Below are 25,475 nucleotides of genomic sequence, written 5' to 3'. Positions count from 1 at the left end.
CCATGGGGGAGCTGCTGGCCGACCACACCACGCTTCGCCTGGGCGGACCAGCCCACCGTCTCCTCACACACACCGACCCCGCCGTCTGGCCTGACGTCGTGCGCTCCGCGTCGGGTGAAGGCACGGCGCCGTTCGTACTCGGCGGCGGCAGCAACACCCTGGCAGACGACGCTGGATACCCCGGAACCGTGATTCGCATGGCCACCCGCGGTGCGACCGTCCGCCCGCTTGGCGGCGACCTCGTGGAGGTCGTCGTACAGGCGGGAGAACCGCTCTCCGCACTCGTTGCATTCGCCGTCGACCAGGGTCTCTCGGGCATCGAGTACCTCGGCGGCATCCCCGGCACGACCGGTGCCGCCCCGGTACAGAACACCGGTGCCTACGGACAGCAGATATCTGACACCCTCACCCACGTCATCGCTTTCGACTGGCACCTCGAACGCATCGTCGAACTCCGCGCGGTTGACTGCGGGTTCGGCTATCGCGCCAGCACCTTTAAGTCCCAGCCTGGACGGTGGACGATCCTCGCCCTCGCCCTGCGCCTCCTCCGCAGTGCATCAGCGGCCCCGGTCGCCTACCGGCACCTCGCCGACGCCATGGGGGTCCCCTTGGGGGCCCGGCCACCGCTCACCCAGGCCGCCCAGGCCGTGATCACTGACCGGGAGCAGCGAGGTCTCGCCCTGCCGGGTTCCGGCCCCGATGCTCGGCAGGCGGGTTCCGTCTTCCTCAACCCGGTCATCACCCCGGTCCAGGAAGCAGCCGTACGCCGCGCCGGCGGCCCTGTCCACCGCGACCGAAGCGGACCCCAGCGCACCAGCGCCGGGTGGCTGCTGGAGCAGTGCGGCTACCGTCCCGGAACCCGCATCGGGCCCGGGGTGTACTGCTCCGCCACCCGGACTCTGACACTGACCACCCGTGACGATGCCACAGCAGCGTCTTTCACCTCGGCATTGCGGCAACTCGCCGCCGAAGTATTTGAGGCGTACGGCATCCGACTTTGTCCGGAGCCCGTTCGTCCGGGCCTGACCACAGGATCGTGGGAAGTCCCGGCCATGCCCTCACACCGAGCCGTCGCCAAGTCGTCCTCGTCCAACCGGCCTCCTGCTGTCGTGAGTCGGCTCTGGTGAGGGCCGAACCGGGCGCAGCCACGATCGAGCGGCGCAGGGCCGCAAGCAGGCCTGCTGGCGGGCTCATTCGCACACTGCCTCGGGTGATCCGTCGTCGGGCCAGGTTGGGCGGTACGGGTCATCGATGATCCACCCCCGCCATGCGGTGTCGCGGAGCTCGCCCGTGCTCTCGTCGACCACGCCCTCAGGCACCAGCCGCAGCCGGGGCCGGGCAGGCCGGCGCTGCTCGACGGCGTACTGCGTGCGTTCGGTGAGCCACTGCCGGTACCGGCGCCGCTGGTCGCCGTGCCGTTTGCGGCGCCTTTCGCCCAGGTCGGCGGTGCCCCGGGTGAGCGCGACGTGCTCAAGCTGGTCGGGGTCGGGGCGAAGGCCTTCGCCGCCGGCCAGGTGGCGGGGCAGGTAGACCAAGCCGTCGGCCTCCTCGGCGAGACCGTCTTCGACGAGCTTGTCCACGCGGCGGCGCACCGTGGTGCGGTGCAGGCCCGTCGCCGCGGCCAGGTGCGCGACGTCGGCCCCGTCGAGCGGGTCGAGGGCGGCGAGGATCCGGGCGCCGGACGTGCCGTGGGCATAGTGGTGACAGGCGTCGGTCCCCATCACGGAACCCAGCGCGCGCGTGCTCACCTCCCGCTCCGTGTGCGCGCCCGGGTCACCCTCTGCCCCCCTCTCCCCCGAGGCTGGACGGTGTCCCGGGCGCGCACACGACTTCTGGTCTTCGGGCCCTGCCGGGGGGATGCGCAGGGACCAGGCCGAACTGTGCTCTCCTATGCCGGCCGTGACCAGGACCAGCCACCCGGACGCCCGCAAGCGGGCGTTGCTGGCTTCTACGGTCGAGCGGGCGCAGCCCATCAGCTCGGCAAGCTGCCGTACCGACACCTCGTGCTCGATCCCGCCGGCCTGTTCGGCCAGCTGCAGCCGCGCGGTGAGGTTCTTGAGATCGGTGCCGCCGCCCGGTCCTGGCCAAACGACGGCTTCCACGGCGGCCCGCAGGCGGGCGATCGCCACGATGGCATCGGCCCGGCACACGATCGTGCCGGAAGTGCCCACGAACCCACGTGCCTTGTCGAGCATTCCGGCGAGCTTGCTCTCGGCGTACCGCTCCCCCTTGCGTGAGCGCAGCGACCGCGCCCAGGCGCCGCCCGCCGTCGGGCGCAGCACCAGGGCCTCCCACCACTGCGCGAGGGTCCACTCCCGGCCGGGCTGGGAGACCGCGACCGCCAGGGCCATCGTCAGCCGGTAGCCGGAATCGGCGGCCGTCCTGCCCGCGTACCGGGCCTCGGTGTCGCCCTCCAGCAGCAGCCGGCGCGCCCGCCCCGACAGACCCGGCAGCCCTTGCACCCACTCGGTCAACGACGGCCGCCGTACCGGCCGTTGCGCGACAGTAGCCCGTACGGGACGGTTCATGCTCCCACCCCCGCCTCGCTGCCACGTGCCGGCGAGCCCGGCAAAGCCGGGGGCCGTCGTACGGACACGGCGCGCTCGGGCGGCGCGGGGCGGATCAGGCCACGGACCTGGGCGGCCGCCTGCGAATAGCAGTCGGGTTCGGCATCCGCTTCGGACGTGGGCCGGGCGGCCCGCAGCGTACGCAGCTGGTCGTTGAGGAGTGCGTGTGCCGTGTTGAATCGTGCCGTCTGGGCGGTCTCTTCAGCCGCCTCGCGGGCCTCCTCAAGGCTGTCGTGGAGGTGGCTGCGCCGCATCTCGGTGGCGAAGACCTTCTCGTACTCGGCCTGGGCCGGCGGCTGGTAGGCGAACCAGTTCACAGCCCGGCGTTGCAAGGCGCCCAGTTGGAGTTCCGCGGCCAACCGCGCCGCGAGCGCCACCGACTCGGCGAACACGCCACCGCCCGCCGCGAGCAGCTCCCTCACCGCCTGGTCGATCGCGCCGCGCATGTCCTGCTCGGTCCTGCGGACCGCATCAAGCCGGTCCGCCTCGCCGCTCATGCCCCAGGTGGCCACCGCCACGTCGATGCCCTCGGCCACCAGTTCCTCGACGCGGCGCTCGTCGCGGCACCGGCCGCACAGACCGGCTGTCTCCGGCGTCCCGCACACCGTGCAAGCCAGTGCCCGCCGGGCGGCCTCCTGGGCTGCCCGCTGGGCCCGCTGCTCGGCCCACACCCGCTCACGGGCCTGCCGCTGGCGGAGGGCATCCTCGCGGCGCACCGCCGCGGCGGCGGCCTCCCGCTGCCAGCACGCGTTCAGCTCCGCCTCGAACACCAGCCGGTCAACCCGGCCGCCGGCCATAGCCGTTGCCGTCTGGGCGAAGGCCCGGGAGCGCAGCGCCCGTCCGTCCAGGACCAGCATCTGGCAGGCGGCGCAGTCGGCCCGGGTGTCCATCCGTCGTCCGTCGTCGCACCGACTGTCAGGGCACAACGCCCGGCGCGGCAGAGCACGGCCGACCAGCCACCCCACCGGGTCGGTGACCGGCACCGTGCCCTGCTCGGTCAACCGGCGCTTGAGTCGCTCCCGGAGAACCCGCTCGGCATCCACCCCAGGACCGCACGCCCCTGAGATCTCGTCGAGCCGCGCTCGGACCACCTTCGTGACGTAACGCCTGGTCGTCAGCCGGTTCAGCCGGCCCCAGACCATGGCCACCGGCTCCAGCACACGCTCCAGCCCTTTGGGCACCTGAGCCCACACCGGCGGCGGCCCCCCCGACGCTGACCGCCACGCCTCAAGCGTCGACACCGCGGCCGACGAACCCGACTCCCCCTCCGCCAGCAGCAGATCAGGCTTGTCCCCGCGAAGCGGGCCAGCCCCGGGGTCGACGGCCGTCACGTCACCGTGGAGACCATCCTCCAGCGTCGGGGAGTTCCCGCCCTCGCACGCGCGTACCGGCTGACGGCAGTACCCCGACGCGGCTTCGCCGGAAAACCCGAAACCTCCAGCACCCTCACCACGTACATCAGCCACCACAGCGTGGTCGGCGTGAGGGTCTGCAGCAGCGCAACTCGCCTCGAACGTCTCAAAGACGACCTGACCTGCGAAAAGGTCACTATCAGCGTCGTCGAGATCCCTGGGTGCAGTTCCGGAACCCTCCCCGGCGCCCCCAAGGTCATCCCACGACAGCTGCCGCCACCCATCCCCCTCCACCACAAGCACGTCGGGCTCTTCACGCCGGGCACACCGAACACAGCCCGCCGTATCACCGGCAGACGCCGGATCAGCAGACGCAGAACTCTCGAGCTCGGCATCGTCCGCGACCGCGGCCGCGGACCCATGCGCGGCCGCCACCGCCGGCACCACGAGTCGACCCGGCGCGACCGTCACCGCTTCCGCGGCAACAAGCCGGCCCAGCACCGTGGCCGCCACCGGCACACGGCACCCCAGCATCCGCGCCAGCGTCACCGCCGCCCGGCCATGACGAGCCACCTTCTTCGCCAACGGCCCACCGACCAACGGAACTCGCCCGTCCGGCCGTGCATGCAGGGCGAGCAGAACCAGTGCCAGCCGATCCGACGCCGCGCCCCTCCCCCGCCGTCCCTTCTTCACCAGCAGGCCCGGGGGCGTGGCGCACTGCTCACCCCACCCCGGAGCGAACAACTCCTCCAAAAACCGCAGCAGCGTCGCCAACTCGGCCTTCGACAACGCCAAAGGTGCGCCGACGTCGTTGCGGGCCTCCCACAGAGCTTCCACCCGATACTCGACACCGGTCGGCAGACCGTCGCCGCCCCGCAGCACACGCGCAGCCACGGCATCAACGTCACGGAGAACGTTGAGTACTTCGTGGTCGACGGTCGACTCCGACACCCCGAGCCAACGACCCAGCTCCCTGGCCGTGATCTCAACCCGGCAGCTGCCATGGCTGGCCTTCGCCATCAGCACGAGGGTGCCGAGACGCACAACATCCTTGCGGCCGACGAGCCTGGGATCGGCTAGCAGAGCGCGGACGGCCGTCAACAGCCGGAACCCCATGCCGCGCCCCAGCTGAAGGGCCAGAGTCGGTCGGTCGGCCAGGTATGGAGAGCTTGACGAGACGCCATGCGAGGGCGCTCGCCCTGGAATTTTCGACTTCTTGGGTAGGCTTCCGCCTGCTTCAGGCATGACTGAGCCGACCCTCGTACGGGTAGCTATGATCTGCTCCAGTCGAGGAGGTACAAGGACGTCCGTCATCGCCACCCGGCGCGCTAGGCCGTAGCAGAACAGCCGGGCATGCGACGTGATTCAGCTAGGGATGTCGGTTGTGCCTCACCTCCTCGACAACAGCAGTGGCCCGGGACCGCAGATCCCGGGCCGTCCTGCTACATGAGCCCCCGCAGGGCGTTTCTCAGTGGAGCGTGCCGGAAGCCAATGCTTCGCGGTCGACTCCGGCTGCTGGCCTCTCGGCGGTATGCCCGGCGAGTCACTTTGTTTCCCGGTCAGGACGCCGGCCAAAGTGCTTGAGCTGGGGTCCGTACTCGTTGCGAAGGCTTATGTCGTCCACTGGACGACGAATGAGTCCGCCGTCCGGAAGGCCATAGAGCTCGGACCAACGAGACTGTGCACCCTTTGTTTGGTGCTCGATGATTCGGATCGCTGAGCCAGGGTGCTGCGATGACACTTGCTGCTGCACCTTCTGGTACGTGGCGTCGTTGAGCGCGGTGCTTGATGTCGCAAACACCGTGACCTGTTGGGGAATGGTGCTGAAGCCCAGGAGAGCGATCTCCGTGTCTTGGACAGTGATCGTGGTGTCCAAGATCTTGCGCGGCCAGTGGAAGATAGTTTCGAGGTTCGGTGGAAGTTCAGCGATCCATTCGCCGATTGGGACTGCGACGAAGTTCGACCGCTGGTGCGCGAGGACAAATCCCGTGTGGGCACCGAAATCGTTGGTTACCTCAACGCCCTCAGGGGTAATCCACAGGATTGAGTCCATCTTGGTGGCTGGGTCACGTGCTGCATCTCGCGCCGCGTTGACCGCAAGCGACACCCAGGGCTCCATCGCCCGAGCCTCGCTTCGAGAGCGCTTCTTGCCCGGCCAGACGAGCTGATCCACAAAGGCGAACACGCGTACGACAATGACGTCTTCCCCGTCGAGCGCACTTGCGTTCACGAGACCGAGCTGGGCGGCCTTGGTAACCCAGGAGCGGTTGACGTTGGCCGTACTCGCGAGAACGGCCGGCTGCACGTAGGCGGACAAGGCGTCTCCAGTGTGTGTCCTTCAGGCTGTGGATCACCGTAGCGCATTGCGGCCCGTTCTCGTGTCACGACGCGACACGCGTTTCCCTCGATTCTTCGCCCCTGCCTGGGAGTTCGCCCGAGTTGTCCGGTTATACCGAGCTGTTTGTGTGTCGCGTCGCGTCATAGTCGAGGCACTCAAGAGGGCCGAACGATACGAACATAGGAGCGCGCCTAGATCCCTACAGGCATCCCTACAGGCATCCCTACAGGCATCCCTACAGAACTACTGATGTGACTACGAAGGCGCATTCTCAACGGCACGCCGAGTGTCGCTGCTCATGGAAGGGCAGGCAGAAGTGCGGAGGCGCCGACCACATCGCTGTGGTCGGCGCCTCCGTGAATCCGAGGGGGTTCCTGTGCCCTACTTCCCGAGCGGCCCTTCTGCTTCGAGATCGCGGAGGAAGCTGTCAAGGGCCCCTGAGTAGACGTGAACGGCGATGCGCGCGTGCCCTGCTTCCCGGAGATCATTGGCTAGGGGCGCTGCGACGGCATAGACCTCAGGGCTGACCCGATGGCTGGCCTGCTTCCCCGTGCCCACGTCCGTCTCGCGAGAGAGGAGGAACTCCTCGGCGAGCGCCAACTGCTCCTCTATGGTCGTCGGCAGATACTGGCTCATGGCAGCGTCGACGTACTGCGCAGCTGTCAGCGACTTACCGGAAGACGAACAGTCTTGCGCCACCCGTTTGCTTAGCTGTGTCACCAAGTCCGCCGCGAAGCGGAACGGATGCGTCTGCCAGGCGTCCCGACGGAGCTTGAGGTCCACCCTGCTGCTACGCCATGAGTTGAGCAGTGCCGTATGTGCGGGCCCCACCTTGGAGCCCTGGCGGGTGGAGACAGAGCGCTTTCGCCGGGACCCTGATGAAGGTGCTCCCCCCGCTCTTGGCTCAGCCTCAGTCATCTCGGCTGTGGTCGCCTCCTCCCCCGGTACCTGCTGCTCGTCGTCATGAGCAACGAGGTGCTGGGCGGCGGCCTCCCCGTCGGGTAGGTCTTGGTAGGCATGCGGGGTCGTTCCGTGCGTTGCTCCAGAGCTAGCAGCGCCTGGAGATGAAAGATCACCGAGATGCGGTCGTGCCGGTTCGCTGGGTTGCACATCCGTGGCGGAGACCGACAGAGGCGTGACGGAGCCGGGTGGCGCTCCCTCGCTCAACGCCTGGTCTTCGGCCCGCGTCTGCGCGGTGTCCGGCGCAACCGCCTCAGCCGCGCCCTGCCAGTCAGGGGGTGTGCTCGGGGCAGGCACGGCAATGGCGTCTTGTGAGGCCGAGGCCGGAACTTGGACAGCCCTAACTGGCTGGGCTCCGGCACCCTGACCCAGGACTGATCGGGCCGCCACGCTTGCCGCACCCGACAGGGCGGGATTGCTGAGCAAGTCTGGACGAGGCCTGAGACCCGCGACCTTCTTCGCCGTCCTCTTCTTGGGTTGCTTGCGCTCCGCTCCGGAGGGCTCTTCCTCAGGCATCGACGTTCTCCTCGACAAGGACCGGATCGGCGATGGTCCACTTCTGGCGCGGCAGTTGGATGCGGTCCAGGATCTCCTCCACGACGCCCGTGTACTGCTTGCCACACGAGTGATTCGGGAACCGCGTTACTGCGGGCCGGCCGTGGATGTAGGACTCCGAGATGCGGACGTCGCGTCGCACATCCGTAACGAACGGAAAGAGGCCCCGCCCTGGCTCAGCGTTGATGCCGTCACCAATCATCGCGTTCCGGATGTCCACGTCTTGAGCCGTCCACGCAGACTCGGGGTTGGAGCGATTGAGTAGAGCGCCGAGAAGCTGTGGCTCGCAGACTCCCTGGGTGTTCGTTGCGATCGCTTGCGTGGCTGCGCTCAGAACTAGGGCACCCTTAATGGACTGGTACTCCGGGATGCAGACGGTTACCACGAAGTCAGCGGCCGCCAGCGCCACTGCGTTGAGGTGGGATACGGCTGGCGGTGTGTCGATGAGGACGAAGTGGAAGCCCCGTGCCTCCTGGAGCAAGAGGTGCCGAAGGGTGACGATCTCCTTGTAGGGCTTCGTCACGAAGGCGTTCTGCGCCGCTGACATGGATGCCTCTTCCGAGGCAAGGACGCAGAGCTGACCGTGACCTTCGAAGTCCCCCAGTACCTCGTCGGTGCGGTCGAACATCGCCTGCTTGAGATGCGGACGCGGGAACTTCTGGAGAGCCATCTGCAGGATGTAGCCGAGAGACCGCTGGAGCTCCGCTTCGTTCGCAGCCTCATCTTCATGGCCGCCGAGCGTGATGCCGAGCGCGGTTCCAGCTTGCGCCTGGGGCTCAAGATCAACAATTAGGACGTTGTAGCCGGCCATGGAGAGGCGTGCGCCCAAGTTCACGGTGGTGGTGGTCTTGCCCACGCCGCCCTTCTGAGTGGCGATGGCAAGCACCACCGGCGCCGGGAGCGATGCCTCGTCGGCGACGTCGATGTCGCTCGGAAGGGCTGTGGTCATCGCGAGGGCCTCCGGAGTTGGGAGAGAGGGTGGCTGCGGGAGACGGCGAGGTGACTGTCGCGTCGTGTCACGCGCTTGAGGTGTATCTGAGTGACAGTACTTGTCATTTGCTGCATCACGAGTGCGCTCTGCTGGTTATTACGGACATTGGGGGCGTGCTTCGTGCACTGGATGTCTGCAGTCCGTGTCACGACGCGACACGGGCGACCATAACAGGAAGATGCGGCGAGTGTTGGTGTTGTGGCGTAGCGCGGGGCGTGTCGCGAGTCTTGCGGTGCACCGAGTCCACCCCAGTACCGAGGCCGCGGAGCTTGAGGGGCTGTCGCCAAGGCAGGGGGGTGTGCAGGCGGCGACAAGAGGCCATGCAGCTAGATAGCGCGAAGGGACATGGTGCGCGTGCAGGCGGAGTGGCGGGGTCAGACGCGCCAAGGTGCGGAACGTCCGAGCAGGGTGCGTTCGCAGCATGGAGCGCGCGGATCGACGCGCAGGCGGCGACGTCGTCGCAGGTGCGCGAGGTGATGGTGAGCAACTGCCAGTGTAGGTGCAGTGTGTGTCGATAGAGGTGCGTGTGAGGTGGAGAGACGGCCGACCTGACTCCATCGATCGAAACCTACAGAGGTACGAACATCCCTACAGAGATCCCTACAGAGATCCCTACGTACCTACTGGCATGCCTACAAGCATGCCTTCGAAGATGAGTAAATTAGCTCAGCCTCAGCAGTCAGTGCGCGCACTATGGAGACGCAAAGAGTATGTGTCGACCATAGATGGCGAGTGTGAAGTACAGGAGCAGTACCAACATATGTGTTGGTGGGGGCAAGCAAATGGCCAGTGGTAAGTGCGCAGGATGGGTTGCAAGTCCATGCCGACTGGAACGAATGTTTCACTGAATCAGAGCCGAGGCGAGTGCGCACCCTTTTGGTGCATCAGCGACCAGGTGCAGTGTCGGCGTACCAGTATCGTGGAGTCCAAAGGGACCTGATGTTGCAACTCCGTCCCAAAAAAGCTGCTTGAGACAATTCACGACGACCAACCGTCTCCGGTCGATGTCAAAAGCCCGTCGTAATGAGGCTATTCGAGGCCACTGCTTGTGGACATCCCAATCGAGAATTCAAGGAGGTGGAGAGCCCGAGGAGGCAGTGGCCGTGTGGCGCAGGCAGTGGACACCGGGGGGAGCCACACGGCAGTAACACTACGTTTGGCGGCGACCGGGCTCTGGCCGGTGGCAGTAGGGCCCCTAAAGGTCTACAGCCAGAACACCTCGGCGCGCTGAACGGCTCCGCCGCACGCGGCGGGCCAAGGTGCCTACACGGCCCGAGTGGGCTTGGTGAGGTGGACCAGACGGACAACCTCTGGTCAGCCGAAGCAGTCGCCCGGGGCTGGATCACCGGCGGCCTGGCCCGCACTCGACGATGCTGTAGTGAAGCGCAGCCAGAGCTGCCCGTCGCCGGTGCGGATGTCCAGGGTGTTGGGGCCGGTGCTCTGGACGTGGCCGGCGGGCCGGGCGCGCAGGACCCTGCGGGCGGCCAGGAGGACGTCCAGGCCGGGGAGTTCCCGGTGGTTGGGGTCGGTGAGCTGTGCCCAGCCGTTGTCGGTGCGGGTGTGGACGGTGTAGTTGGCGTCGGGGTCGATCAGCTGGCGGGCGGTGGCGTAGGCGTGGTTGGGGTTCATGTCGCTGCTCCGTCGGACGAGGGTCGGGGGTGTTCGTGCTCGCCGGCGTTGTTCACCTCAACGAGCAGCAGTCCGGGCCCTTCGTTCTGGTCCTCGATGTGGACGTAGGGGACGTCGGTGGCGGGGCCCCACTGTGCTCGGCGGCGGATGAGGACGCTGACACCGTGGACCTGGATCTCGTAGACGTCGCTGGGGGTGTTGTCCTCGGGGGAGGCGTCGACCACGGTGATCGACGCGTCGCGGATGCGGTGGAGTTCGGGGTCGGCCATGGAGGTTCCGGAGGTTGTTGGCGCGGAGTCGGGGGAGTAGGTGGCGGGATCGAGTGCGACGAGAGCCTCGGCGATGGCCGAAGCCAGGTGGGAGGGGATGAGGCTGGTGTTCTGCAGCAGCGCGAGCTTGTCGTGCGGGGTGTCGGCGTGGTCAATCGCGTCGAGCTGGTCCTGGTCCTCGGTGTCGTCGCACGCCCACTGCTGGGCTTCGGCGAGGAGGGCTTCGAAGAGGGGGCCGGCTGCGTCGGTGGGGTTCATGAGGGGCCTTGGGTCGGGGTGCCGTGCCCTGCGGGCCCGGCACCGGAGGGCGGCGTGGGGTGGTGTCAGGGCTTGGCGGGGAGGAAGTGGACGAGGTGGAGGGGGGTTTGCGGCCCGCGCTCGTTGAAGGCGTCGACGCAGTCGGAACAGGTCGCCAGACGGGGATCGGCCGCGATGGGCTGGTGGGACTCGGCGCCGCACAGGGTCCAGCCCTTGCTCGTCGGAGCGAGCGGGGAAGTGAGGGGGCCCGGGTTCCAGGCGGTGGGGTCGGTCGTGGCTGCGATGCACGCCTCCGTGGTGGGGACGGGCGGGGCGTTGCGGACGGCTTCGGCGAGTTGGAGGAGGAGGCCGAGCACCTTGTCGCGGTTGCCGTAGAGGGCGATGCCGTCGCTGCTGTCGTAGACGGCGGCGACGATCTCGCCGGGCTCGACGAGCGCGTCGTCGGAGTTGAAGCCGGGGTAGAGCAGGACCGGTGTGGCGTCGGCGGAGACCCACTCGAATTCGGTGTTGCCGAGCATGGGAGAGCCCTTCGGGTAGGGGTGCGGGACACGGGCGAGCAGGCGCCCGACGCGTGGCCGGGCGCAGCTGTGGGTGAGGTCAGGGGGTGACCGGCTCGACGTGTTCGACGGTGTCGTCGAGCCAGGCGTCGTCATCGCGGGCGAACTCCTCGTACGCGCGTTGCACGGCGTGGCGGTGGGTGTCGACGGGGAACGTGCACGCCCAGTTCGCGCCCTCGGCGAACACGGGCCGGGTGAGGGCGTCGACGGCGTCCTGGTCCTCGTCGTCGACCTGGTGGGACGCGGTGATGCTGAGGGTGGCGTTGTCCGTGGACCAGCGGCCGATCAGCAGAGTGGACATGGCGTGGCTCGCCTTCGTGGCTGGCCGGGACCCGGCGGTGGCTCACCGGGCCCTGGGGACGGTGAGGTTCAGGAGGCCAGGACGACGCGGATGTGTTCGCCGTAGCCCGGCTCCGACCACCTGGTCAGGGAGTCGAGGGCGGCGGCGATGTCCGCGAAGCGGTCCCGGTCACGGAACCCGCCGGTGACCTCTTCGGTCCTGCCGCCGTACATCTCGGTGACCTCGGCGCCGCGCCAGCCGGGTCCGCCCCAGTAGTCGAAGACCACGGCGTCGGGCATCGGGGCGTCGGGGCCGTAGTGCCGGAGCAGCGCGCGGCGCAGCGCGGCCCACCGGCGCTCGGTGTACATGCACGGGTGGAGGTCGCCGACCGGCTTGCCCTTGCTGCCCCATCCGCAGCCCTCGCAGTAGCGCTGCCCCCGGTAGTTGTAGGCGGGGCAGGCCGGGTTGCCGCAGCGCCATATGTAGCTGGCCTGGCGCGCGAGTTCGTGGATGCGCTGGGTCTCGGGCTCGTCGGCATGGGCGAGGAGACGGGCTATGACGGATCGGACCGCTTCGGCTTCGGACATGGGAGATCTCCGTAAGGGGGCGTGGGGGAGCGGCAGTGCGGCTCCGAGAGGGGGGCGGGGTGGAGGGGAACGTCACCCTCAACACGAAGAACACTACACACTGAAACGAGAATAGGCAACAGATCGGGATGGTGTGGGCCCGCGCAGCCCAACCCTTCAGGAGACGCAGCGCCACGGGGCCAACGCGCTGCCGTAGGCGGGACCCAACCGCGCGGAGCCCGAGCAAAAGCGCACGGACACACTGACCTTCATCTCGCGCGCGCCGCCCCTTCGGGAGCGCCGGCGCCGCCAACACGCCAGCCATCGGCTCAGCCTCAGCCATTCCGGAGAACGCGGTCCCCCTCCTGGGCCACCATCAGAGGCATGCGTGAAGAGGACTTCCAGGAAGAGCAGTACTTCGGCGACGACTTCATTCACCTCACTGACGCGCCCTTGTGGGAGCGAGAGGCCCTGCCCAAGTCGCGCAGGACCAAGAACTTCAAGAATCGGCATCTGCTTCCCGGCGCCAGGGTGCGACTGCTCGACTACTTCGACACGGGGCGTACGCCCCCCAAGGAGATCTGCGTCGCCGTACGGCACAGGGCGTGGGAGGACCTGGAAGCAACAGGAGGGCCGCTCGATGCCGTCGGCGACCGGCTCTACGTCCTGGAGTTCCGGTCCATGATCGAGAAGCTGTCCTACATCAAGGTCGGCAGGGCGGAGAACACGCCTGCCAACACCCGCGAGGTCGTGGATCGCATCTCACGCCATGAAAGCGACGCGCAGGTGACTCAGGCGCTCCTGTTCCAGGAGTGGATCTCGCGCCCGTGCGCCACGGCTGAGGGATGGGAGACAGGCGTCAAGGATCATCTGACGGCCGTGACGGAGATCCTGAGAATCGGTGTGGCGGTCAAGAAGGAGTACTTCCGAGGCATCAGCCACTTCGACGCCGTGCGGGTTGCGGAGATGCACCAGGAGCACGTTGATCTGGCCTAACACCGAGGAGCGCGCGATCCGGCGAGCGTGTCGGCGATGGTCAAGAGAGACGGACGATGCCGATGTGCACGGTCCGGCCGCACGGGAGGCTTCCCCGCCCATCCAGACCGCTGTCGGTGCGCCATGTCCGGACCTGCTCCAGCCCTGCGCCGACGGCAGCGGCGACACTCTCCACGTCGTCACCGCGTGCGGCTGTCGCCAGCAGCCGGACCGTGAAGACCTGGCCGTCGTCGTCCACCCACAACTGGGCCCCCGACAGCAGCTCTTGGTCCAGTGCGGCCGTCCACGGGGCCAGCGTACGCAGCAGGGCAGCCGCCGCCGACGTCGACGTTGAGCGGAGTCTGGGCGCGGTCCCGCGCACCGGCGTGTCCACGGCGGCGACCAGCACCACTTCGTCTTCCAGGTCCGCCGTGATCACACCGTCGTCACGGTCGACCGCCCGGCCGGCCACCTCGCCGCCCGTCGCCGCTGACAGGCGCGCCATACTCGCCGAGGCGGCCGGCCCGCTCGCGCACACCTCCGCCTGCACGTCCCGGTCGCTCATGCACAGCCGGACCGGCTCCAACGGGCCACAGCTATCCAGCAGGCGGGCAACCGCTTCCACGCAGCGGGCCAGGGAGAGTGACATGGCCGCCATTCTCGCCCCAGCGAGGTCGAGGCGTTGGGTTGTCCGGCCAACGGGCCGGCTTGAACCTGGGCAGCCGCCGGTCGGCGGTCAGCTGCCCGCGGCGGCCGTCGGCCGGGTGTCGGTGACCGGCCTGAGCCACGACACCGCGTCGTGGGCGTAGCTCTGGAACGCCGGGACGAGGTCCGAGGAGTCGTCCAGGGCGCTGAAGTTGAACGCGATGCTCGTGGCGCCGTCGTTCAGGGCGACAACTGGCTCCCGCAGTCGGGGCAGCGACCGCGCCGCGTCTTGTGGGTACGTGTAGAACCAGACCGGCTCCCGGCCGACCCACACCAGACCCGCCTGAGCCTGTTCACCAAGACGTGTGTCGTCGGCTCAAGTACGCCACGGGAAAGGCGTTGTGGGCTGCGCCAGCCCTCGGGGAGCGGCTCTTCGTACCACGCGCCAGTGCCGGGCGGCCGGAGGCTACGGCACCGCATGGCCTGGGGGCCTAGGGCTACGCGACGCTGCCGACGGGGAGATGCCCGGAGACGTGCCAGTCCCACAGCTGGTGGGCGATGTCCAGGCTGGGGCACCAGGTGACCTTGCGTCCGTTGCGGCAGATTTCGCCGGCACCCGGCGCGCACCGGCACACCACCCGGAACTGCCCGGCGCGCGCGGTCACGACCGCCTGCACGATCCGGCCCACGTGCGTGCCGTGGAGGACATCCAGACGGATGGCCGCGGCGAGCTGTTCCGCCGTGACCACCTCCAGCCGGTCGACCGAGTCCAGCGCCTGGCAGACACCGCCGTCAGGGAGCGTGTACGACTTCACGGCCACCCACTGCCCGAGCCGGACCACGGCGCCGACCACTGCGGCACGCTCCTGCTCGGGGTAGCGCTGCATGACCAGGTCGCCCCGCCGGATGTGAGGGGTATCCGACAGACGCTGGAGCGAGCTCACCGAGACCTTCGCGCTGACGCGGTCCTCGAGCCGCGCGGATTCCACGGTCCACACACCCGGCCCGGGCTTCATCAGTTCCCACTCGCCTGGCCGGCCCTCCACCTCCACGATCTCACCGGCACTGAACATCCCGCCGTCGGGCGGAGAGTCGGGGGTCCAGAGCATGGCCTGAGTAGACGTCACCACTTCTTCCCAGCTTCCTTTCCGTGTTCATTCGAGTGACCTCGAAGCCGCGAGCCGTCGGCCCGGCCCGCCTTCTCGGAGGCGGGCTGGGCCGCAACTGGGCAAGCGCGTTTCGCGCGGCCGGTCAGCCTTGGGCCTTCGCCGCCTCGGCGGTGAGCTCGTGGTGCACGCGCAGCGCCGCGGCCGCGTACGCCACGGGCGACGGGTTGGCACCCTGCACGCCCGTCATCGCCGCAAGGAAGCGTGCGTAGAGGGCCTGGTCGGCGTCGTCGACGACGTCCTCGATCAGCTTGAACGCGCTTGTTGCGAAGCGGCGGATGGCCAGCGGCCGGGCCTTGCGGCCGGCCGTGCCCTGCCTGTCGCGCTCGACCACACAGTCGGCGTGAGTGTCCGTCAGAGCGAGCACGCGCAGCATCCGCTCGCGGTCGACCATGTCGGGGGCCATGTCCTGCCACAGCTGCCCGACCCGGACGGGTTGGACGGCGGAGGAGACGGGGGAGGGGCTGGTACTCATGAGGAACTCCTCAACAGGGGCGAAGGATTGGTGCCGGGCGGGCGCCCGGGGGCAAGCGGAGGATCGGGGGACTCAGGCCGTGGTCCCGGGGACGGGAGCCTTGAGGATGCGGAGGTTCTCCGCCTGGATCTCGGCGCAGAACCGGCAGATGAGCACCCACAACGGCATGGACAGCCCGTCGAGCTGGTCATGGAGCAACCGGGCGGCTTCGTGCATGCCGTGCTGCGCGCGGACCACGTCCATCGAGTCCAGGCCGCGCGACCTCCGCTCAAGAGACCGGCCGGCGCCGAGCAGGAGGTCGTGAGCCTCGCGGCTGACCGTCTCCAGCCGCAGTGGATGCGCTGGGGTGAGCCGGGACGGCGGCGGCGGGGCTGGGTCGAAGGCGGTCGGGCGGGCCGCGCTGTAGCGCGTCGCCCACAGCTCGACCATGTAGACCGCGGCGGCCTGCCAGGCCGCTTCGTCGTGCTCGCCGGTGCGCTCCTGGAACGTCGCGATCGCCCGGTCGAGGAGGACCTCGGCGCGCTCCAGTGCCGTGCCGTGGCCGAGGCGGAAGTCTTCCAGGGCCTTGGCGGCCTCGATCACGTGCACCTGGGCCGCGGGGGCGTGATCGGTGAGACTGCGGCGCATCAGGATGTCGCCCGCCTCCACGACGATCCGCGAGCCCGGCGCGGCGGGCTCTCCTGGTTCGGGGGACAGATAGGGCATGGCTGTCGTACTCCTCAGGTGTCATGTCGGTCGCGGGAGGCAGATCCCGGCGGGCCAGGAGACGGGTAAGTCCCGGCGCGTGCCGCGTCGTTGCGGACAAGGCCGCCTTCTCGTTTCTCCTCCGGGCGGCCCCGGCCAACGCTCAATGACAATACATCTTGAAATCTAATCAGGCAACGATCACAATACATACTGGAATCTCAACAAGGCGCTTGCGTCCGCCGGCTCGGGTGCGTTAGATTCGCGTTAGATTTGAACTCTGAGGGTGGAGGTGGAGATGGGGGCCAGTGACCCGGTGACGGCTGTACTCGACCGGATCTCGTTCGACGGTCCGGTGCCGCCACTGCCGGAACCGGCGGAACGGGTCAGGCTTCGGGAGGCGTTCGGCTGGACCGTGACGCAGATGGGCCAGGCCAACGACGTCCGCCGCGAGACGGTGTGGACCTGGGAATCGGACCCGCCCCGCACACCGCGCGGCGAAAAGGGACAGCGGTACGCCAGGATCCTCGCCTACTTCGCCGCCGAGCTCGCTCGCGTTGGTGCAGAGGGTGGCTCCGCCACCTTGGAACCCGAGCCCGAAGGTGAGCCCGAGTCAGCGCCGGATGCGCTCGCCACGGAGGCGACTCCTCTCGAGTTCGAGTTCGACATCGAGGACCCTCCCGAGCTCTCCTGGCCCGAACCCGCCCCGGCCCTCGCGGAGACGGCGGTACCCGAGTTCGACGCGCCCGGCTCCTGGACCGACCTGCCGGAGGGCGTCACCCGGCTGTGCGCCCGCTGCGGGCACCCGACGTCCAGCGTCGTGGACGGCCAGCCCCGCCACGTGTACCTCCAGGCCATGGCCGCCATGGGCATGCCCCGCTGCGGCACCCGGCCCACCACGCAAGCCGAGCCCGCCTCCGCCCCGCGCACCGAGACGGCGCCCACGTCCGCCGTTGCCCCTCCCGCCCCCGCGGCGCCGGCGGTCGCCGCACCGGTGGCCACCCCGGCACCGGAGTTCCCCGCTGCCGCCGCATCTCCCGGCCGTCCGCCGGCCGCGCCGCGCCGCCCGGCCACCGCTCCGGCCTCCCGCCGTACGAAGCGCACGGCGAAGAAGCCGGCCCTGAAGCCGGTGCCGCCGGAGTACGCCGACGGCCCTCTGGCCGTCCTCGGCATCACCGACGGCGCCCTCACCGCGCACCTCGCTGACGGCCGCACCGTTCCGTGCCCGGCCAAGACCCTCCAGGCCCTGGCCGCGTGGGCGCTGGACAAGCGGAAGATCCGCCTGGGCGCGGCCAAGGTCCACGACAACGGCTTCGACCAGGACCCGCTGATCATCCTCACGGAGGGCGCCGTCGCCCACTTCGGCCTGCCCACCAACCTTGCGGACCAGGAAGACCTCCGCCTGCCGGCCGACCACAAGGCCCTCAAGAGCCTCACCAAGGCCGGATGGGAACTCACCAAGGCCGGGTTCGGCCCGTGGCCGCGGATCTTCAAGCGCCTCGACGGCAAGCGCCACTGCATCCAGCTCTTCCTCACCCCGTGGGGCGCCCTGGAGAGCCGCGTCTGGGGCCCGGCCGGCGAACTGCCCGCGGGCGACCTCGCCAGGATGCTTGGCACCTACGCCCGCCTGGTCATCACCCCCCGCGGCACCGTCGCCGTCACCGGCGAAGAGCTCATGACCTCGCTGCGCCCGCCCACCAAGGCCGAGTGGAGCCAGGACGAGGGCAAGTACGTCTCGGCGAAGGTGCCCCACACCCTCCACACCCTCGTCGACCCCGCCCCGTGCGAGGCCCCCGACGAGCATCCCGTCGTCGCCGCCGACTACCCCGAGGAAGGCTCCCGGCCCGCCAGCGAGGCCCTCGACGAGGAGGCGTGCATCTGGGTCCGTCCCGCCGACCTGATCACCGACGCCGAGCGGGCGTGCACCCACGTCGCCGCCCTGGACGTGCAGGTCGCCTTCCTCGCGGCCTGCCGCCGGCTGCACGTCGGCACCGGCCCCGCCATCCACTACCCCCGCAACCCCGACTTCGACCCCGACCTGCCCGGATCCTGGTACCTCGACCTCTCCCACGTCGAGACCGACCCGCGCCTGCCCAGCCCCTTCACCTCCAGCGGCGAACGCCCCGACGGCCCCGGCTGGTACGCCACCCCCACCGTCGCCTACGCCGTCGAACTCGGCGCCGACGTCCGCCCGATGGAGGCATGGGTCCGCGAGACCCACAGCCCCTACCTCCAGCCCTGGTACGACACGCTGCGGGACGCCTACCTGACCGTGATGGCCGAACTCGGCGTCACCCAGGACCTCGACGACGAGGACTTCCTCGCGGCCATGGCCGTCTACAAGGACGGCGACCCGCTGCTGGTGACGCTGGCCAACGCGATCAAGGCCACCGCCAAGTCGGGCATCGGCAAGCTGCGCCAGCGCCCGAACATGGGCGTCGACCACGTCTTCGGCGACCCGTGGCCGGCCCTGAAGCGCCTGACGTGGCGGCCCGACATCCGTGCCATGATCCTGTCGAAGGCGCGGACCAACATGCACCGCAAGATGCACAACCTCGCCACCACGGCGGGCCGTTACCCCCTCGCGGTCAACAACGACTGCGTCGTCTACGCCATCGACGGCCTGTCGCCGCTGCCCCTCCTCCTCGGCCCCGACGGCGAGCCGATCCGCGGCGGGTTCCGCCTCGGTGTCAACCCCGGCTCCGTCAAGCACCAGGGCTCCCAGACCATCGGCTGGGCGCTGGACCTGCTCGCCGACGGAGTGAACATCGCCAACGAGATCAAGGACGCCTCGCTCGTCCGCGTGGCCTGAGACCAAGGAAGCTGACTGACCGTGGGACTGATCGAAGACCGCCTGGACGAGGCCGCCGAGACCGCCTACTCCCAGCCGATCCCCAAGACCCTCGGCGCCCGGATCCGTTTCCTGCTCAAGCAGGAGAAGGGCGTCAGCCGTGCTGAGGCCGCCCGCGCGGTCGCTGAGAAGATCGGCAAGTCCCAGCGCACCGTGGAGCGCTACCGCGACGACAAGATCAAGTCCACGAAGCCCGAGACCGCCGCCCTCGTCGAAGCCGAGGTCAAGAAGCTCTGGCAGCCGATCGTCAAGGCGAAGAAGCTCCAGGCCGCCATCACCACCGGCGGCATCAAGGTCGACGTACGCGCCAAGTTCGGGTTCACGTCCCCCAAGGGCACCACCAACGACCCCCGCTACCGCCGCCTCACCCGCCGCCTGGACGCAGCCACCGCCGCCGCCCTCTTCGAGGCCAAGACAGCTGGCGCCTCCGAGGAAGACCTCGCCCAGATCGTCGCCGACGGACTGCGCGACGACTACTTCACCGACGGCGGCACCCGTGCCACCTCCCTCCAGCAGGTCGAGCTGACCGGCATCGACCACATCCGCTTCAGCATCACCTGACCGCCAACCGCCCCCGGCTGAGAGGACCGGCCACCCCGTGACCGCGACCATCACCACCCCGCCGCCCCGGATCAGGCTGCGCCCGCACCAGTCCAAGGCCGTCCACGCCGCGCACACCGCGCTGCGCCACACCGCCCGGACCTCCATCGTGATGGCCTGCGGCACCGGCAAGACGTACGTCGCCGCGCGCACCGCCGCCCGCGTCGCCCCCCAGGGCACCCGGCTGGTGCTGCTGCCCACCCTTGAACTCCTCGCCCAGACCATCGACGACTGGCGCACCGCCGGCATGAGCGGCCCGGTCCTGGCCCTGTGCTCCAAGCGCCCCAACACCGCGGGCGAGCCGGTCGCGTTCACCACCGACCCGGCCGTCCTCGCCGCCACCGTCCGCCAGAACCCCGGCCTGACGGTGTTCGCCACCTACCACTCCCTGCACCGCGTCCAAGACGCCCACCACCGCTTCGCCCTGCCCACCTGGTCGCTGATCGCCATCGACGAAGCCCACCGCACCAGCGGTGACCTGGGAAAACGCTGGGCTGCCGTCCACGACGACGAGCTGATCCCCGCACACAAGCGGCTTTACCTCACCGCCACCCCGAGGATCTGGTCGGCCGGCGAGCCCGATGACGACGAGGACGACTCGCTCGTCGCATCCATGGACAACCCCGCCCTCTACGGCGACACCTGCTTCCGCCTCCCACTCGCCGAGGCCATCGACATAGACCTCCTGGCCGACTACCGCGTCGTCGTCATGGAAGTCCACGAGGCCACCATCCGCACCCGGCTCGGCATCTCCGACAAGGCCACCGAAGCCGAACTGCGCCAGGCCGCGCTCCAGATCGCCGTCCTGCGAGCCATGGCCGAGCTCGACCTGCGCCGCGTCGTCTCCTTCCACCACCGCGTCGCCGACGCCCACGCCTTCGCCAGCACCCTCCCCGAGACCGCCGCCCTCCTCCACGCACTCGACGAGACCGGAACCAGCTGCCCCGACCCGGGCGAACTGTGGGCGGCCGGCCTCGACAGCACCATGGACCCCGCCTACCGCCGCGAACTCCTCGACCGCTTCGACGGCCGCCCCGGCGAGTTCCTCGAACCCGCCCACCGCACCGTGATCGCGAACGCCCGCCTTCTCGGCGAGGGCGTCAACATCCCCAGCATCGACACCGTCGTCTTCGCCGACCCCAAAGAGTCCATCGTCGACACGGTCCAAGCCGTCGGCCGGGCACTGCGCCAAAAGCCCGGCCAGGGCAAGAAGGCCACCCTCATCGTCCCCGTCTACGTCGCACCCGGCGAAGACGCCGACGACCTCATGGGCTCCAACCTGTACCGGCCGCTCTGGCGGGTCCTCCAGGCTCTGCGTGCACACGATGACCGCATCGCCGACCGTCTCGCCGTCCCCCAGCAGCCCGCCCACCCGGTCCCGCAAGACGAGGACGAGGAGTCCGGCGTGCCCGTGGACGTCGTCTTCGACCGGCCCTTCCCCGCCGACACCATCGCCCAGGCGTTCCGGCTGCGCGTCCTCCACCCCCGCGAAGCGTCCTTCCGCCGCGGCCTGGAAGCCGCCACCGCCTACCAGCAGCACCACGGGCACCTCGACGTCCCCCGGCTCTACGACGACGAGAACGGCTTCGCGCTGGGCCGCTGGATCAACCGGGCCCGAAAGGCGTACGCGGCCGGCACCCTCAAGCCCGCCCAGATCAAGGCCCTCGAACACCTCGGAATCATCTGGAACCTCCAGACCCAGGCCGCCGAACGCGGACTCCTCCACGCCCGCAACTGGGCCGCCCGCCACGGCCATCTCGCCGCCCCCACCGGCGAGACGGCCGGCGACTTCGCCCTCGGCCGCTGGCTCACCAACCGCCGGGCCGCCGCCCGCACCCGCGCGGACAACGGACTCGAACCCGACCCCACCGACACCGCGCTCACCGAGATCGACCCGTACTGGAACCCCGCCTGGCCGATCACCTGGCAGCGCCTCTACTACACCGCCCGCACCTACGCCGACGCGAGCATCACCCTCGACGACCTCCCCGCCGACTTCCTCACCGACGACGACGAACCCCTCGGCGAGTGGGTCCGCGCCCAGAGCACCGACTACAGCACCCTCCACCCCGAACAGCTCCGGCTCGTGCGCGAACTCGGCATCACCTTGATCGAACCCGCCGACGACGAACCGCCCCAGCCCACCGGCCGCGCCGCCCGCCAGCAGCGGCAGCTTGACCACGGCCTGGCGGCCGTCGCCGCCTTCCGCGCCCGCGAAGGCCACCTCCACATCCGCCAACGCGACACCGTCACCGTCGACGGCGCCGAATTCAAGGTCGGCCAGTGGCTCAAGAACCTCCGCAAACGCTGGGACACCCTGCCCCCCGAGCATCTCCAAGCCGTCACCGAGGCAGGACTGACCCCCAGCCCCTCACTGACGCCTGGCCCGGCAGGCACCTGATACGAGCAGCCCCAGAGGGAGGACTGTGCTGTCCCGTGGCACCCGAGTCCAATCCCGCACGCGGTCGGCTGTCGGCGGCAACAGCGACCGAGTCCCCCTCGCCAACAGGCTGGAAGACCGCTGACGACCGACTACCACCCCCGGCTGGCGGCCTGGTCGAAGGCTACGACAGCCGAGCACGCCCGGCACGAGGGACAGCCAGAGTACGTGCGCCGGATGACTGAGAGACGAGCCGAATCCAGCACGGGATCGACCGCCGCCCTGCGAGAACCCCGCCGACTCACCAACCCGCATGGCAAGACCAGGTGCTGGCGGAACTGGATTTACATCCCGATGCTGAGTTGTTTCAAGCTGTCCTGGAAGCGTGTGTTGCGGAGAGCTCGGGCGTCACTATCAGTGATACCTAGGTCTTGGAGTAGTCGCACCCTCATCAACCAAAGCAGCACCTCTCCGCACCAATAGCGTTGAGTTGCGCTTGGCCCCTTGTCTGCTCCGCCGTGAGAAACGCCGGTGCGCGCGTTGTAGACGAGAGTTGGAAAATCTGGAACTGCGGCAAGGATTATCTGTCCGAGTTTCCCTGTAGATGACACGACATCTACAATTTGCTCCTTGAGTGACTTGTCGTTGCGTCCTTGGATCACATTCTTTGTCCACTGGACATGATCTTGGGGCAAGCCAGCAGCATCGAGTGCCGACACGACCAGTTTGACCCGCGCCCCGTGCTCCTGTTTAGATACGTCTTTGCTGCCGAACTCATTCTTCTTGACCCTGTGATATGCCTCAAGGATTTGGAAAAAGGATGCGTACCGGTGCGCCGAGTAGGTGAAGGGTGCGTAGAGCGGTGCATGCAGCAGTGCGATCACCGTCTGGCGGTCCTGGTACAGGTCGAACCAGCGAGGCAGGAGCTCTGAGAGAGGTACAGGGGAATCCTCTGCGGTGAGCAAGGTAGGGGCACGGTAGGAGGAAATGCTCGATTCCACAACGCTTCCGGGTGCGAGCGTTCGGAAGTATGCAGACATCCATTCCTCGCTTCCTTCTGGGCGCAACTCCACATCTCTCATCCGGAGTTCTCTACCCAGAGACAAGAGCAGGAGATCATGGAAGGGGCGAAGGTAGGATTCAAGCAACTCTGACCAGCGCTGCGGTGAGCCGGATTCAGCAGAGAAGGCGCACCAGCGGCGAACAGAAACATGGGCTTCATCAGACGATCCGATTACGCCACTTCGAATGGCCAGTGAGGCGTCTCCCCATGTCGTTGAGACGCACTCCGCAATCTTGTCGTCAATAAGGGTTGCCCGCGGCTCCTTTTGCCTCTTGCTCACTGGCGGAGCGCCAACCCAGTCCGCCAGATAGTCAAAGTCGGATCGAATTCCACTGAAATCCGCGTCCATCAGGTGGTCCCCTATCACGGCCAGCTCTGCATCAAACGTCTGCTCCGTGATTTCAGGCCACTGGCTAGTCATTCCGAAAGCGCCGAGCAGTGTAATGGAACGCTGCTGCTCGTCGCGGCCATGGATGAGAGGGAGAGTTCCCCACTCGGCTGGCCCGGAAAGCTCCCCACCGGGAACCTCCTGGCTCAGCAACGCACCGTAGAGCGTCAGGACCGGGCCCTTCTCGGAGAAACTGAGCTTCCCCGTCGTAGGCGCTCCCCCTGGGATCCACCAGGAACCGTAAACCTCGAAGTTGTCCATCGCTGAAGTCTGTCGGATCGGCGCCACATAGGCCGGGGATGAGGCATGAAGCCAGCCGGCACTAGTCCTTGAGACCAGCGCTCCAACGTTGCCCGCACCGCAGCTCCGGTGATCCGGCGAGGAACTGCCTGGCACTGGACCCGGCGTTGTCAGACCCAGGTGACAGGATGGCGCCGCACACGTCCCGTCCGTGCAGCGGACGTGACAACCCGAGGACCACGGAGTACCCCTCATGAACCGCAGTGAGCTGATCGCAGCCCTCGCCGAGCGCGCCGAGGTGACCCGCAAGGACGCCGACGCCGTGCTGGCCGCCCTCGCCGAGACTGTCGGCGACGTCGTCGCCAAGGGCGACGAGAAGGTCACCATTCCCGGCTTCCTGACCTTCGAGCGAACCCACCGTGCCGCTCGCACCGCGCGCAACCCGCAGACCGGCGAGCCGATCGAGATCCCGGCAGGCTTCAGCGTGAAGGTCTCCGCCGGCAGCAAGCTCAAGGAAGCCGCGAAGGGCAAGTAGGCGCCAGCCTCCCGCACGCAGCGGGCCAGCACCGAAGAGCCCGAGGCCCGCTGGGCGGCACAACTTGCACGCCTCACCCGCGCGGGAGCCGGATTGGTGTCCCGCCTACGGGGTAGAACGGACGCCGGACGCCCTTCGATGACGGAGGGCACCACCCACAGACCGACCGGGAACCACCCGGCGATTTCGAAGGACAGACGCATGGCCAGCGGCACCGTGAAGTGGTTCAACGCCGAGAAGGGCTTCGGCTTCATCCAGCAGGACGGCGGTGGACCGGACGTCTTCGCGCACTACTCCAACATCTCCGGCAACGGATTCCGCGAGCTCCTCGAAGGCGAGCAGGTCACCTTCGACGTGACCCAGGGCCAGAAGGGCCCCCAGGCCGAGAACATCGTCCGCCGCGGCTGACCCCGGAAAATGCGCGCCGCCCCGCGACGGCCACTGTGTAGAGTGGCGTCACCGACGCGGGGTGGAGCAGCTCGGTAGCTCGCTGGGCTCATAACCCAGAGGTCGCAGGTTCAAATCCTGTCCCCGCTACTGACCGAAGGGCCCGGATCCGTCCGGGCTCTTCGCCGTATCCGAACCCCGCACAGCCAAGGGGGCCAACGGCCTCCTCGCCTCCTTCCGGCGCAGCTGCCCGGGCCTCTCCCCACAGGCTGGCGTCATTCCGGCATCGGCGGAGGCCACAGGAGCCGGGCCCGGCCGTACCGGGCCCTGGCCGCATCCGCGCTCAGACCGTGCGGGCGCCCGATCTGCTCCCAGGTGGCGCTCACCTCCCGATCCGCGATCACCGCGCACCGCACCAGCTCGCTGGTCAGGTGCTGGAAGTCCGCGGCCGCAGTGCTGTGCATCCCCGCGTGAGCCCGCTCGTTGCCGACCGCGTCGGCCACCAGCAGCTCCAGGGCCTCGCATCGGGCCCGGATCTCGCGAGAGATCTGCAGCAGAGCGATCCGTGCCCGGAGGGCAGCTGCGGCTCGCCGCCGCTCGCGGTAGGCCTCCTGTCGGCAGGGACGCGGACGGGGGCAGTACCGGCGCCGCCGCCCGCCGGGAAGCCCGGCGCCACACCACGCACGTGTGTCGTCCATATCCGAAGGATTCCCCCGGAACAAGATGACAGCACCATGGCCCACCGCCTTCCAGGAGGCCCGGCG

The 25,475-nt window shown here is 68.7% G+C and carries 24 protein-coding genes and 1 tRNA gene; 8 read left to right on the top strand and 17 right to left on the bottom strand.

Annotated elements, in window-relative coordinates:
• The first annotated feature begins 2 nt into the window (after positions 1–2).
• A complete protein-coding gene (locus tag IG90_RS0105540) occupies positions 3–1,127 on the top strand; it encodes a UDP-N-acetylmuramate dehydrogenase (RefSeq protein WP_051860004.1) in 1,125 nt (374 codons plus the stop codon).
• A 63-nt stretch (positions 1,128–1,190) separates the two neighbouring features.
• Here IG90_RS0105540 and IG90_RS0105535 read toward each other — a convergent pair whose 3' ends face one another.
• The 10 genes from IG90_RS0105535 to IG90_RS0105490 form a co-directional block, all read right to left on the bottom strand.
• The gene (locus tag IG90_RS0105535) at positions 1,191–2,528 is read right to left on the bottom strand and encodes a helix-turn-helix domain-containing protein (protein WP_030578405.1); all 1,338 of its coding nucleotides are present in this window, start codon (positions 2,526–2,528) and stop codon (positions 1,191–1,193) included.
• Positions 2,525–5,035, bottom strand: a complete 2,511-nt coding sequence (locus IG90_RS0105530; protein WP_051860003.1) for a hypothetical protein — start codon at positions 5,033–5,035, stop codon at positions 2,525–2,527. The genes IG90_RS0105535 and IG90_RS0105530 overlap by 4 nt, the downstream gene beginning before the upstream one ends.
• 427 nt (positions 5,036–5,462) lie before the next feature.
• Complete coding sequence (locus IG90_RS0105525; protein ID WP_030578398.1) at positions 5,463–6,236, bottom strand: hypothetical protein; 774 nt, start codon at positions 6,234–6,236, stop codon at positions 5,463–5,465.
• 402 nt (positions 6,237–6,638) lie between these two features.
• Positions 6,639–7,040: a hypothetical protein gene (locus IG90_RS0105520; protein WP_030578395.1), complete on the bottom strand. Its 402-nt coding sequence runs from the start codon at positions 7,038–7,040 to the stop codon at positions 6,639–6,641.
• A 685-nt stretch (positions 7,041–7,725) separates the two neighbouring features.
• Complete coding sequence (locus IG90_RS0105515) at positions 7,726–8,721, bottom strand: ParA family protein (protein WP_030578392.1); 996 nt, start codon at positions 8,719–8,721, stop codon at positions 7,726–7,728.
• A 1,356-nt stretch (positions 8,722–10,077) separates the two neighbouring features.
• Entirely contained in the window at positions 10,078–10,392 is a 315-nt protein-coding gene (locus IG90_RS0105510; RefSeq protein WP_030578389.1) for a hypothetical protein, read from the bottom strand.
• Complete coding sequence (locus IG90_RS0105505; RefSeq protein WP_030578386.1) at positions 10,389–10,919, bottom strand: hypothetical protein; 531 nt, start codon at positions 10,917–10,919, stop codon at positions 10,389–10,391. Before IG90_RS0105505 ends, IG90_RS0105510 begins: the two co-directional genes overlap by 4 nt.
• A gap of 65 nt (positions 10,920–10,984) precedes the next feature.
• A complete protein-coding gene (locus IG90_RS0105500; protein WP_030578383.1) occupies positions 10,985–11,437 on the bottom strand; it encodes a hypothetical protein in 453 nt (150 codons plus the stop codon).
• A gap of 79 nt (positions 11,438–11,516) precedes the next feature.
• Entirely contained in the window at positions 11,517–11,777 is a 261-nt protein-coding gene (locus IG90_RS0105495; protein WP_030578380.1) for a hypothetical protein, read from the bottom strand.
• Between the two features lie 68 nt (positions 11,778–11,845).
• Positions 11,846–12,343: a hypothetical protein gene (locus IG90_RS0105490; RefSeq protein ID WP_030578377.1), complete on the bottom strand. Its 498-nt coding sequence runs from the start codon at positions 12,341–12,343 to the stop codon at positions 11,846–11,848.
• 363 nt (positions 12,344–12,706) lie between these two features.
• Here IG90_RS0105490 and IG90_RS0105485 point away from each other — a divergent pair, with 363 nt between their 5' ends.
• Complete coding sequence (locus tag IG90_RS0105485; RefSeq protein ID WP_030578374.1) at positions 12,707–13,318, top strand: hypothetical protein; 612 nt, start codon at positions 12,707–12,709, stop codon at positions 13,316–13,318.
• Between the two features lie 40 nt (positions 13,319–13,358).
• Here the strand turns inward: IG90_RS0105485 and IG90_RS0105480 are convergent, their stop codons facing one another.
• The 5 genes from IG90_RS0105480 to IG90_RS0105460 all read right to left on the bottom strand — a co-directional run bounded on the left by IG90_RS0105480 (position 13,359) and on the right by IG90_RS0105460 (position 16,288).
• Positions 13,359–13,946, bottom strand: coding sequence for a hypothetical protein (locus IG90_RS0105480; protein WP_033895227.1), 588 nt, complete (start codon positions 13,944–13,946; stop codon positions 13,359–13,361).
• Positions 13,947–14,033: 87 nt separating this feature from the next.
• Positions 14,034–14,276: an aldehyde-activating protein gene (locus IG90_RS39160; RefSeq protein ID WP_106972901.1), complete on the bottom strand. Its 243-nt coding sequence runs from the start codon at positions 14,274–14,276 to the stop codon at positions 14,034–14,036.
• Positions 14,277–14,439: 163 nt separating this feature from the next.
• The gene (locus IG90_RS0105470) at positions 14,440–15,051 is read right to left on the bottom strand and encodes a hypothetical protein (RefSeq protein WP_030578368.1); all 612 of its coding nucleotides are present in this window, start codon (positions 15,049–15,051) and stop codon (positions 14,440–14,442) included.
• A gap of 142 nt (positions 15,052–15,193) precedes the next feature.
• Positions 15,194–15,583, bottom strand: a complete 390-nt coding sequence (locus IG90_RS0105465) for a DUF6354 family protein (RefSeq protein WP_030578365.1) — start codon at positions 15,581–15,583, stop codon at positions 15,194–15,196.
• A gap of 72 nt (positions 15,584–15,655) precedes the next feature.
• The gene (locus IG90_RS0105460) at positions 15,656–16,288 is read right to left on the bottom strand and encodes a hypothetical protein (protein ID WP_030578362.1); all 633 of its coding nucleotides are present in this window, start codon (positions 16,286–16,288) and stop codon (positions 15,656–15,658) included.
• Between the two features lie 277 nt (positions 16,289–16,565).
• Between IG90_RS0105460 and tap the strand changes: the two genes are divergently transcribed.
• From tap to IG90_RS0105445, 3 genes are read left to right on the top strand one after another with little or no spacing between them, the layout of a single operon-like run.
• Positions 16,566–19,079, top strand: a complete 2,514-nt coding sequence (gene tap, locus IG90_RS0105455; RefSeq protein WP_233435911.1) for a telomere-associated protein Tap — start codon at positions 16,566–16,568, stop codon at positions 19,077–19,079.
• A gap of 21 nt (positions 19,080–19,100) precedes the next feature.
• On the top strand, positions 19,101–19,679 hold the full coding sequence (gene tpg / locus IG90_RS0105450; RefSeq protein WP_030578356.1) for a telomere-protecting terminal protein Tpg: 579 nt from the start codon (positions 19,101–19,103) through the stop codon (positions 19,677–19,679).
• Between the two features lie 37 nt (positions 19,680–19,716).
• Positions 19,717–22,119 carry a DEAD/DEAH box helicase gene (locus IG90_RS0105445; protein WP_051860002.1) on the top strand — a complete coding sequence of 801 codons (2,403 nt, stop codon included), beginning with the start codon at positions 19,717–19,719 and terminating at the stop codon, positions 22,117–22,119.
• A gap of 323 nt (positions 22,120–22,442) precedes the next feature.
• Here IG90_RS0105445 and IG90_RS44215 read toward each other — a convergent pair whose 3' ends face one another.
• Positions 22,443–23,810 carry an ApeA N-terminal domain 1-containing protein gene (locus IG90_RS44215; RefSeq protein ID WP_157846292.1) on the bottom strand — a complete coding sequence of 456 codons (1,368 nt, stop codon included), beginning with the start codon at positions 23,808–23,810 and terminating at the stop codon, positions 22,443–22,445.
• A gap of 232 nt (positions 23,811–24,042) precedes the next feature.
• On the opposite strand from IG90_RS44215, the gene IG90_RS0105440 reads away from it, so the two are divergent.
• From IG90_RS0105440 to IG90_RS0105430, 3 genes are all read left to right on the top strand, one after another.
• Positions 24,043–24,324 carry an HU family DNA-binding protein gene (locus IG90_RS0105440; protein ID WP_030578350.1) on the top strand — a complete coding sequence of 94 codons (282 nt, stop codon included), beginning with the start codon at positions 24,043–24,045 and terminating at the stop codon, positions 24,322–24,324.
• A 201-nt stretch (positions 24,325–24,525) separates the two neighbouring features.
• Entirely contained in the window at positions 24,526–24,732 is a 207-nt protein-coding gene (locus IG90_RS0105435; RefSeq protein WP_030578348.1) for a cold-shock protein, read from the top strand.
• A gap of 55 nt (positions 24,733–24,787) precedes the next feature.
• A tRNA-Met gene (locus tag IG90_RS0105430) sits at positions 24,788–24,861 on the top strand.
• A 125-nt stretch (positions 24,862–24,986) separates the two neighbouring features.
• On the opposite strand, the gene IG90_RS0105425 is transcribed toward IG90_RS0105430, so the two are convergent.
• Entirely contained in the window at positions 24,987–25,409 is a 423-nt protein-coding gene (locus tag IG90_RS0105425; RefSeq protein WP_030578345.1) for a hypothetical protein, read from the bottom strand.
• Positions 25,410–25,475 lie beyond the last annotated feature (66 nt).

The organism is Streptomyces anulatus (assembly GCF_000721175.1).
Lineage (GTDB): Bacteria > Actinomycetota > Actinomycetes > Streptomycetales > Streptomycetaceae > Streptomyces > Streptomyces anulatus_C.
The sequence above is the reverse complement of the archived record's forward strand: the minus strand, read 5'-3'. Positions and strand labels throughout refer to the sequence as shown.

Excerpts from the sequence above, each read along its gene's own strand:
- IG90_RS0105540 (WP_051860004.1), top strand. The coding sequence starts at position 3 with ATGGGGGAGCTGCTGGCCGACCACACCACGCTTCGCCTGGGCGGACCA.
- IG90_RS0105535 (WP_030578405.1), bottom strand. The coding sequence starts at position 2,528 with ATGAACCGTCCCGTACGGGCTACTGTCGCGCAACGGCCGGTACGGCGG.
- IG90_RS0105530 (WP_051860003.1), bottom strand. The coding sequence starts at position 5,035 with ATGGGGTTCCGGCTGTTGACGGCCGTCCGCGCTCTGCTAGCCGATCCC.
- IG90_RS0105515 (WP_030578392.1), bottom strand. The coding sequence starts at position 8,721 with ATGACCACAGCCCTTCCGAGCGACATCGACGTCGCCGACGAGGCATCG.
- IG90_RS0105510 (WP_030578389.1), bottom strand. The coding sequence starts at position 10,392 with ATGAACCCCAACCACGCCTACGCCACCGCCCGCCAGCTGATCGACCCC.
- IG90_RS0105505 (WP_030578386.1), bottom strand. The coding sequence starts at position 10,919 with ATGAACCCCACCGACGCAGCCGGCCCCCTCTTCGAAGCCCTCCTCGCC.
- IG90_RS0105500 (WP_030578383.1), bottom strand. The coding sequence starts at position 11,437 with ATGCTCGGCAACACCGAATTCGAGTGGGTCTCCGCCGACGCCACACCG.
- IG90_RS0105495 (WP_030578380.1), bottom strand. The coding sequence starts at position 11,777 with ATGTCCACTCTGCTGATCGGCCGCTGGTCCACGGACAACGCCACCCTC.
- IG90_RS0105490 (WP_030578377.1), bottom strand. The coding sequence starts at position 12,343 with ATGTCCGAAGCCGAAGCGGTCCGATCCGTCATAGCCCGTCTCCTCGCC.
- IG90_RS0105485 (WP_030578374.1), top strand. The coding sequence starts at position 12,707 with ATGCGTGAAGAGGACTTCCAGGAAGAGCAGTACTTCGGCGACGACTTC.
- IG90_RS0105480 (WP_033895227.1), bottom strand. The coding sequence starts at position 13,946 with ATGTCACTCTCCCTGGCCCGCTGCGTGGAAGCGGTTGCCCGCCTGCTG.
- IG90_RS0105470 (WP_030578368.1), bottom strand. The coding sequence starts at position 15,051 with ATGCTCTGGACCCCCGACTCTCCGCCCGACGGCGGGATGTTCAGTGCC.
- IG90_RS0105465 (WP_030578365.1), bottom strand. The coding sequence starts at position 15,583 with ATGAGTACCAGCCCCTCCCCCGTCTCCTCCGCCGTCCAACCCGTCCGG.
- IG90_RS0105460 (WP_030578362.1), bottom strand. The coding sequence starts at position 16,288 with ATGCCCTATCTGTCCCCCGAACCAGGAGAGCCCGCCGCGCCGGGCTCG.
- tap (WP_233435911.1), top strand. The coding sequence starts at position 16,566 with ATGGGGGCCAGTGACCCGGTGACGGCTGTACTCGACCGGATCTCGTTC.
- IG90_RS44215 (WP_157846292.1), bottom strand. The coding sequence starts at position 23,810 with ATGGACAACTTCGAGGTTTACGGTTCCTGGTGGATCCCAGGGGGAGCG.
- IG90_RS0105440 (WP_030578350.1), top strand. The coding sequence starts at position 24,043 with ATGAACCGCAGTGAGCTGATCGCAGCCCTCGCCGAGCGCGCCGAGGTG.
- IG90_RS0105435 (WP_030578348.1), top strand. The coding sequence starts at position 24,526 with ATGGCCAGCGGCACCGTGAAGTGGTTCAACGCCGAGAAGGGCTTCGGC.
- IG90_RS0105425 (WP_030578345.1), bottom strand. The coding sequence starts at position 25,409 with ATGGACGACACACGTGCGTGGTGTGGCGCCGGGCTTCCCGGCGGGCGG.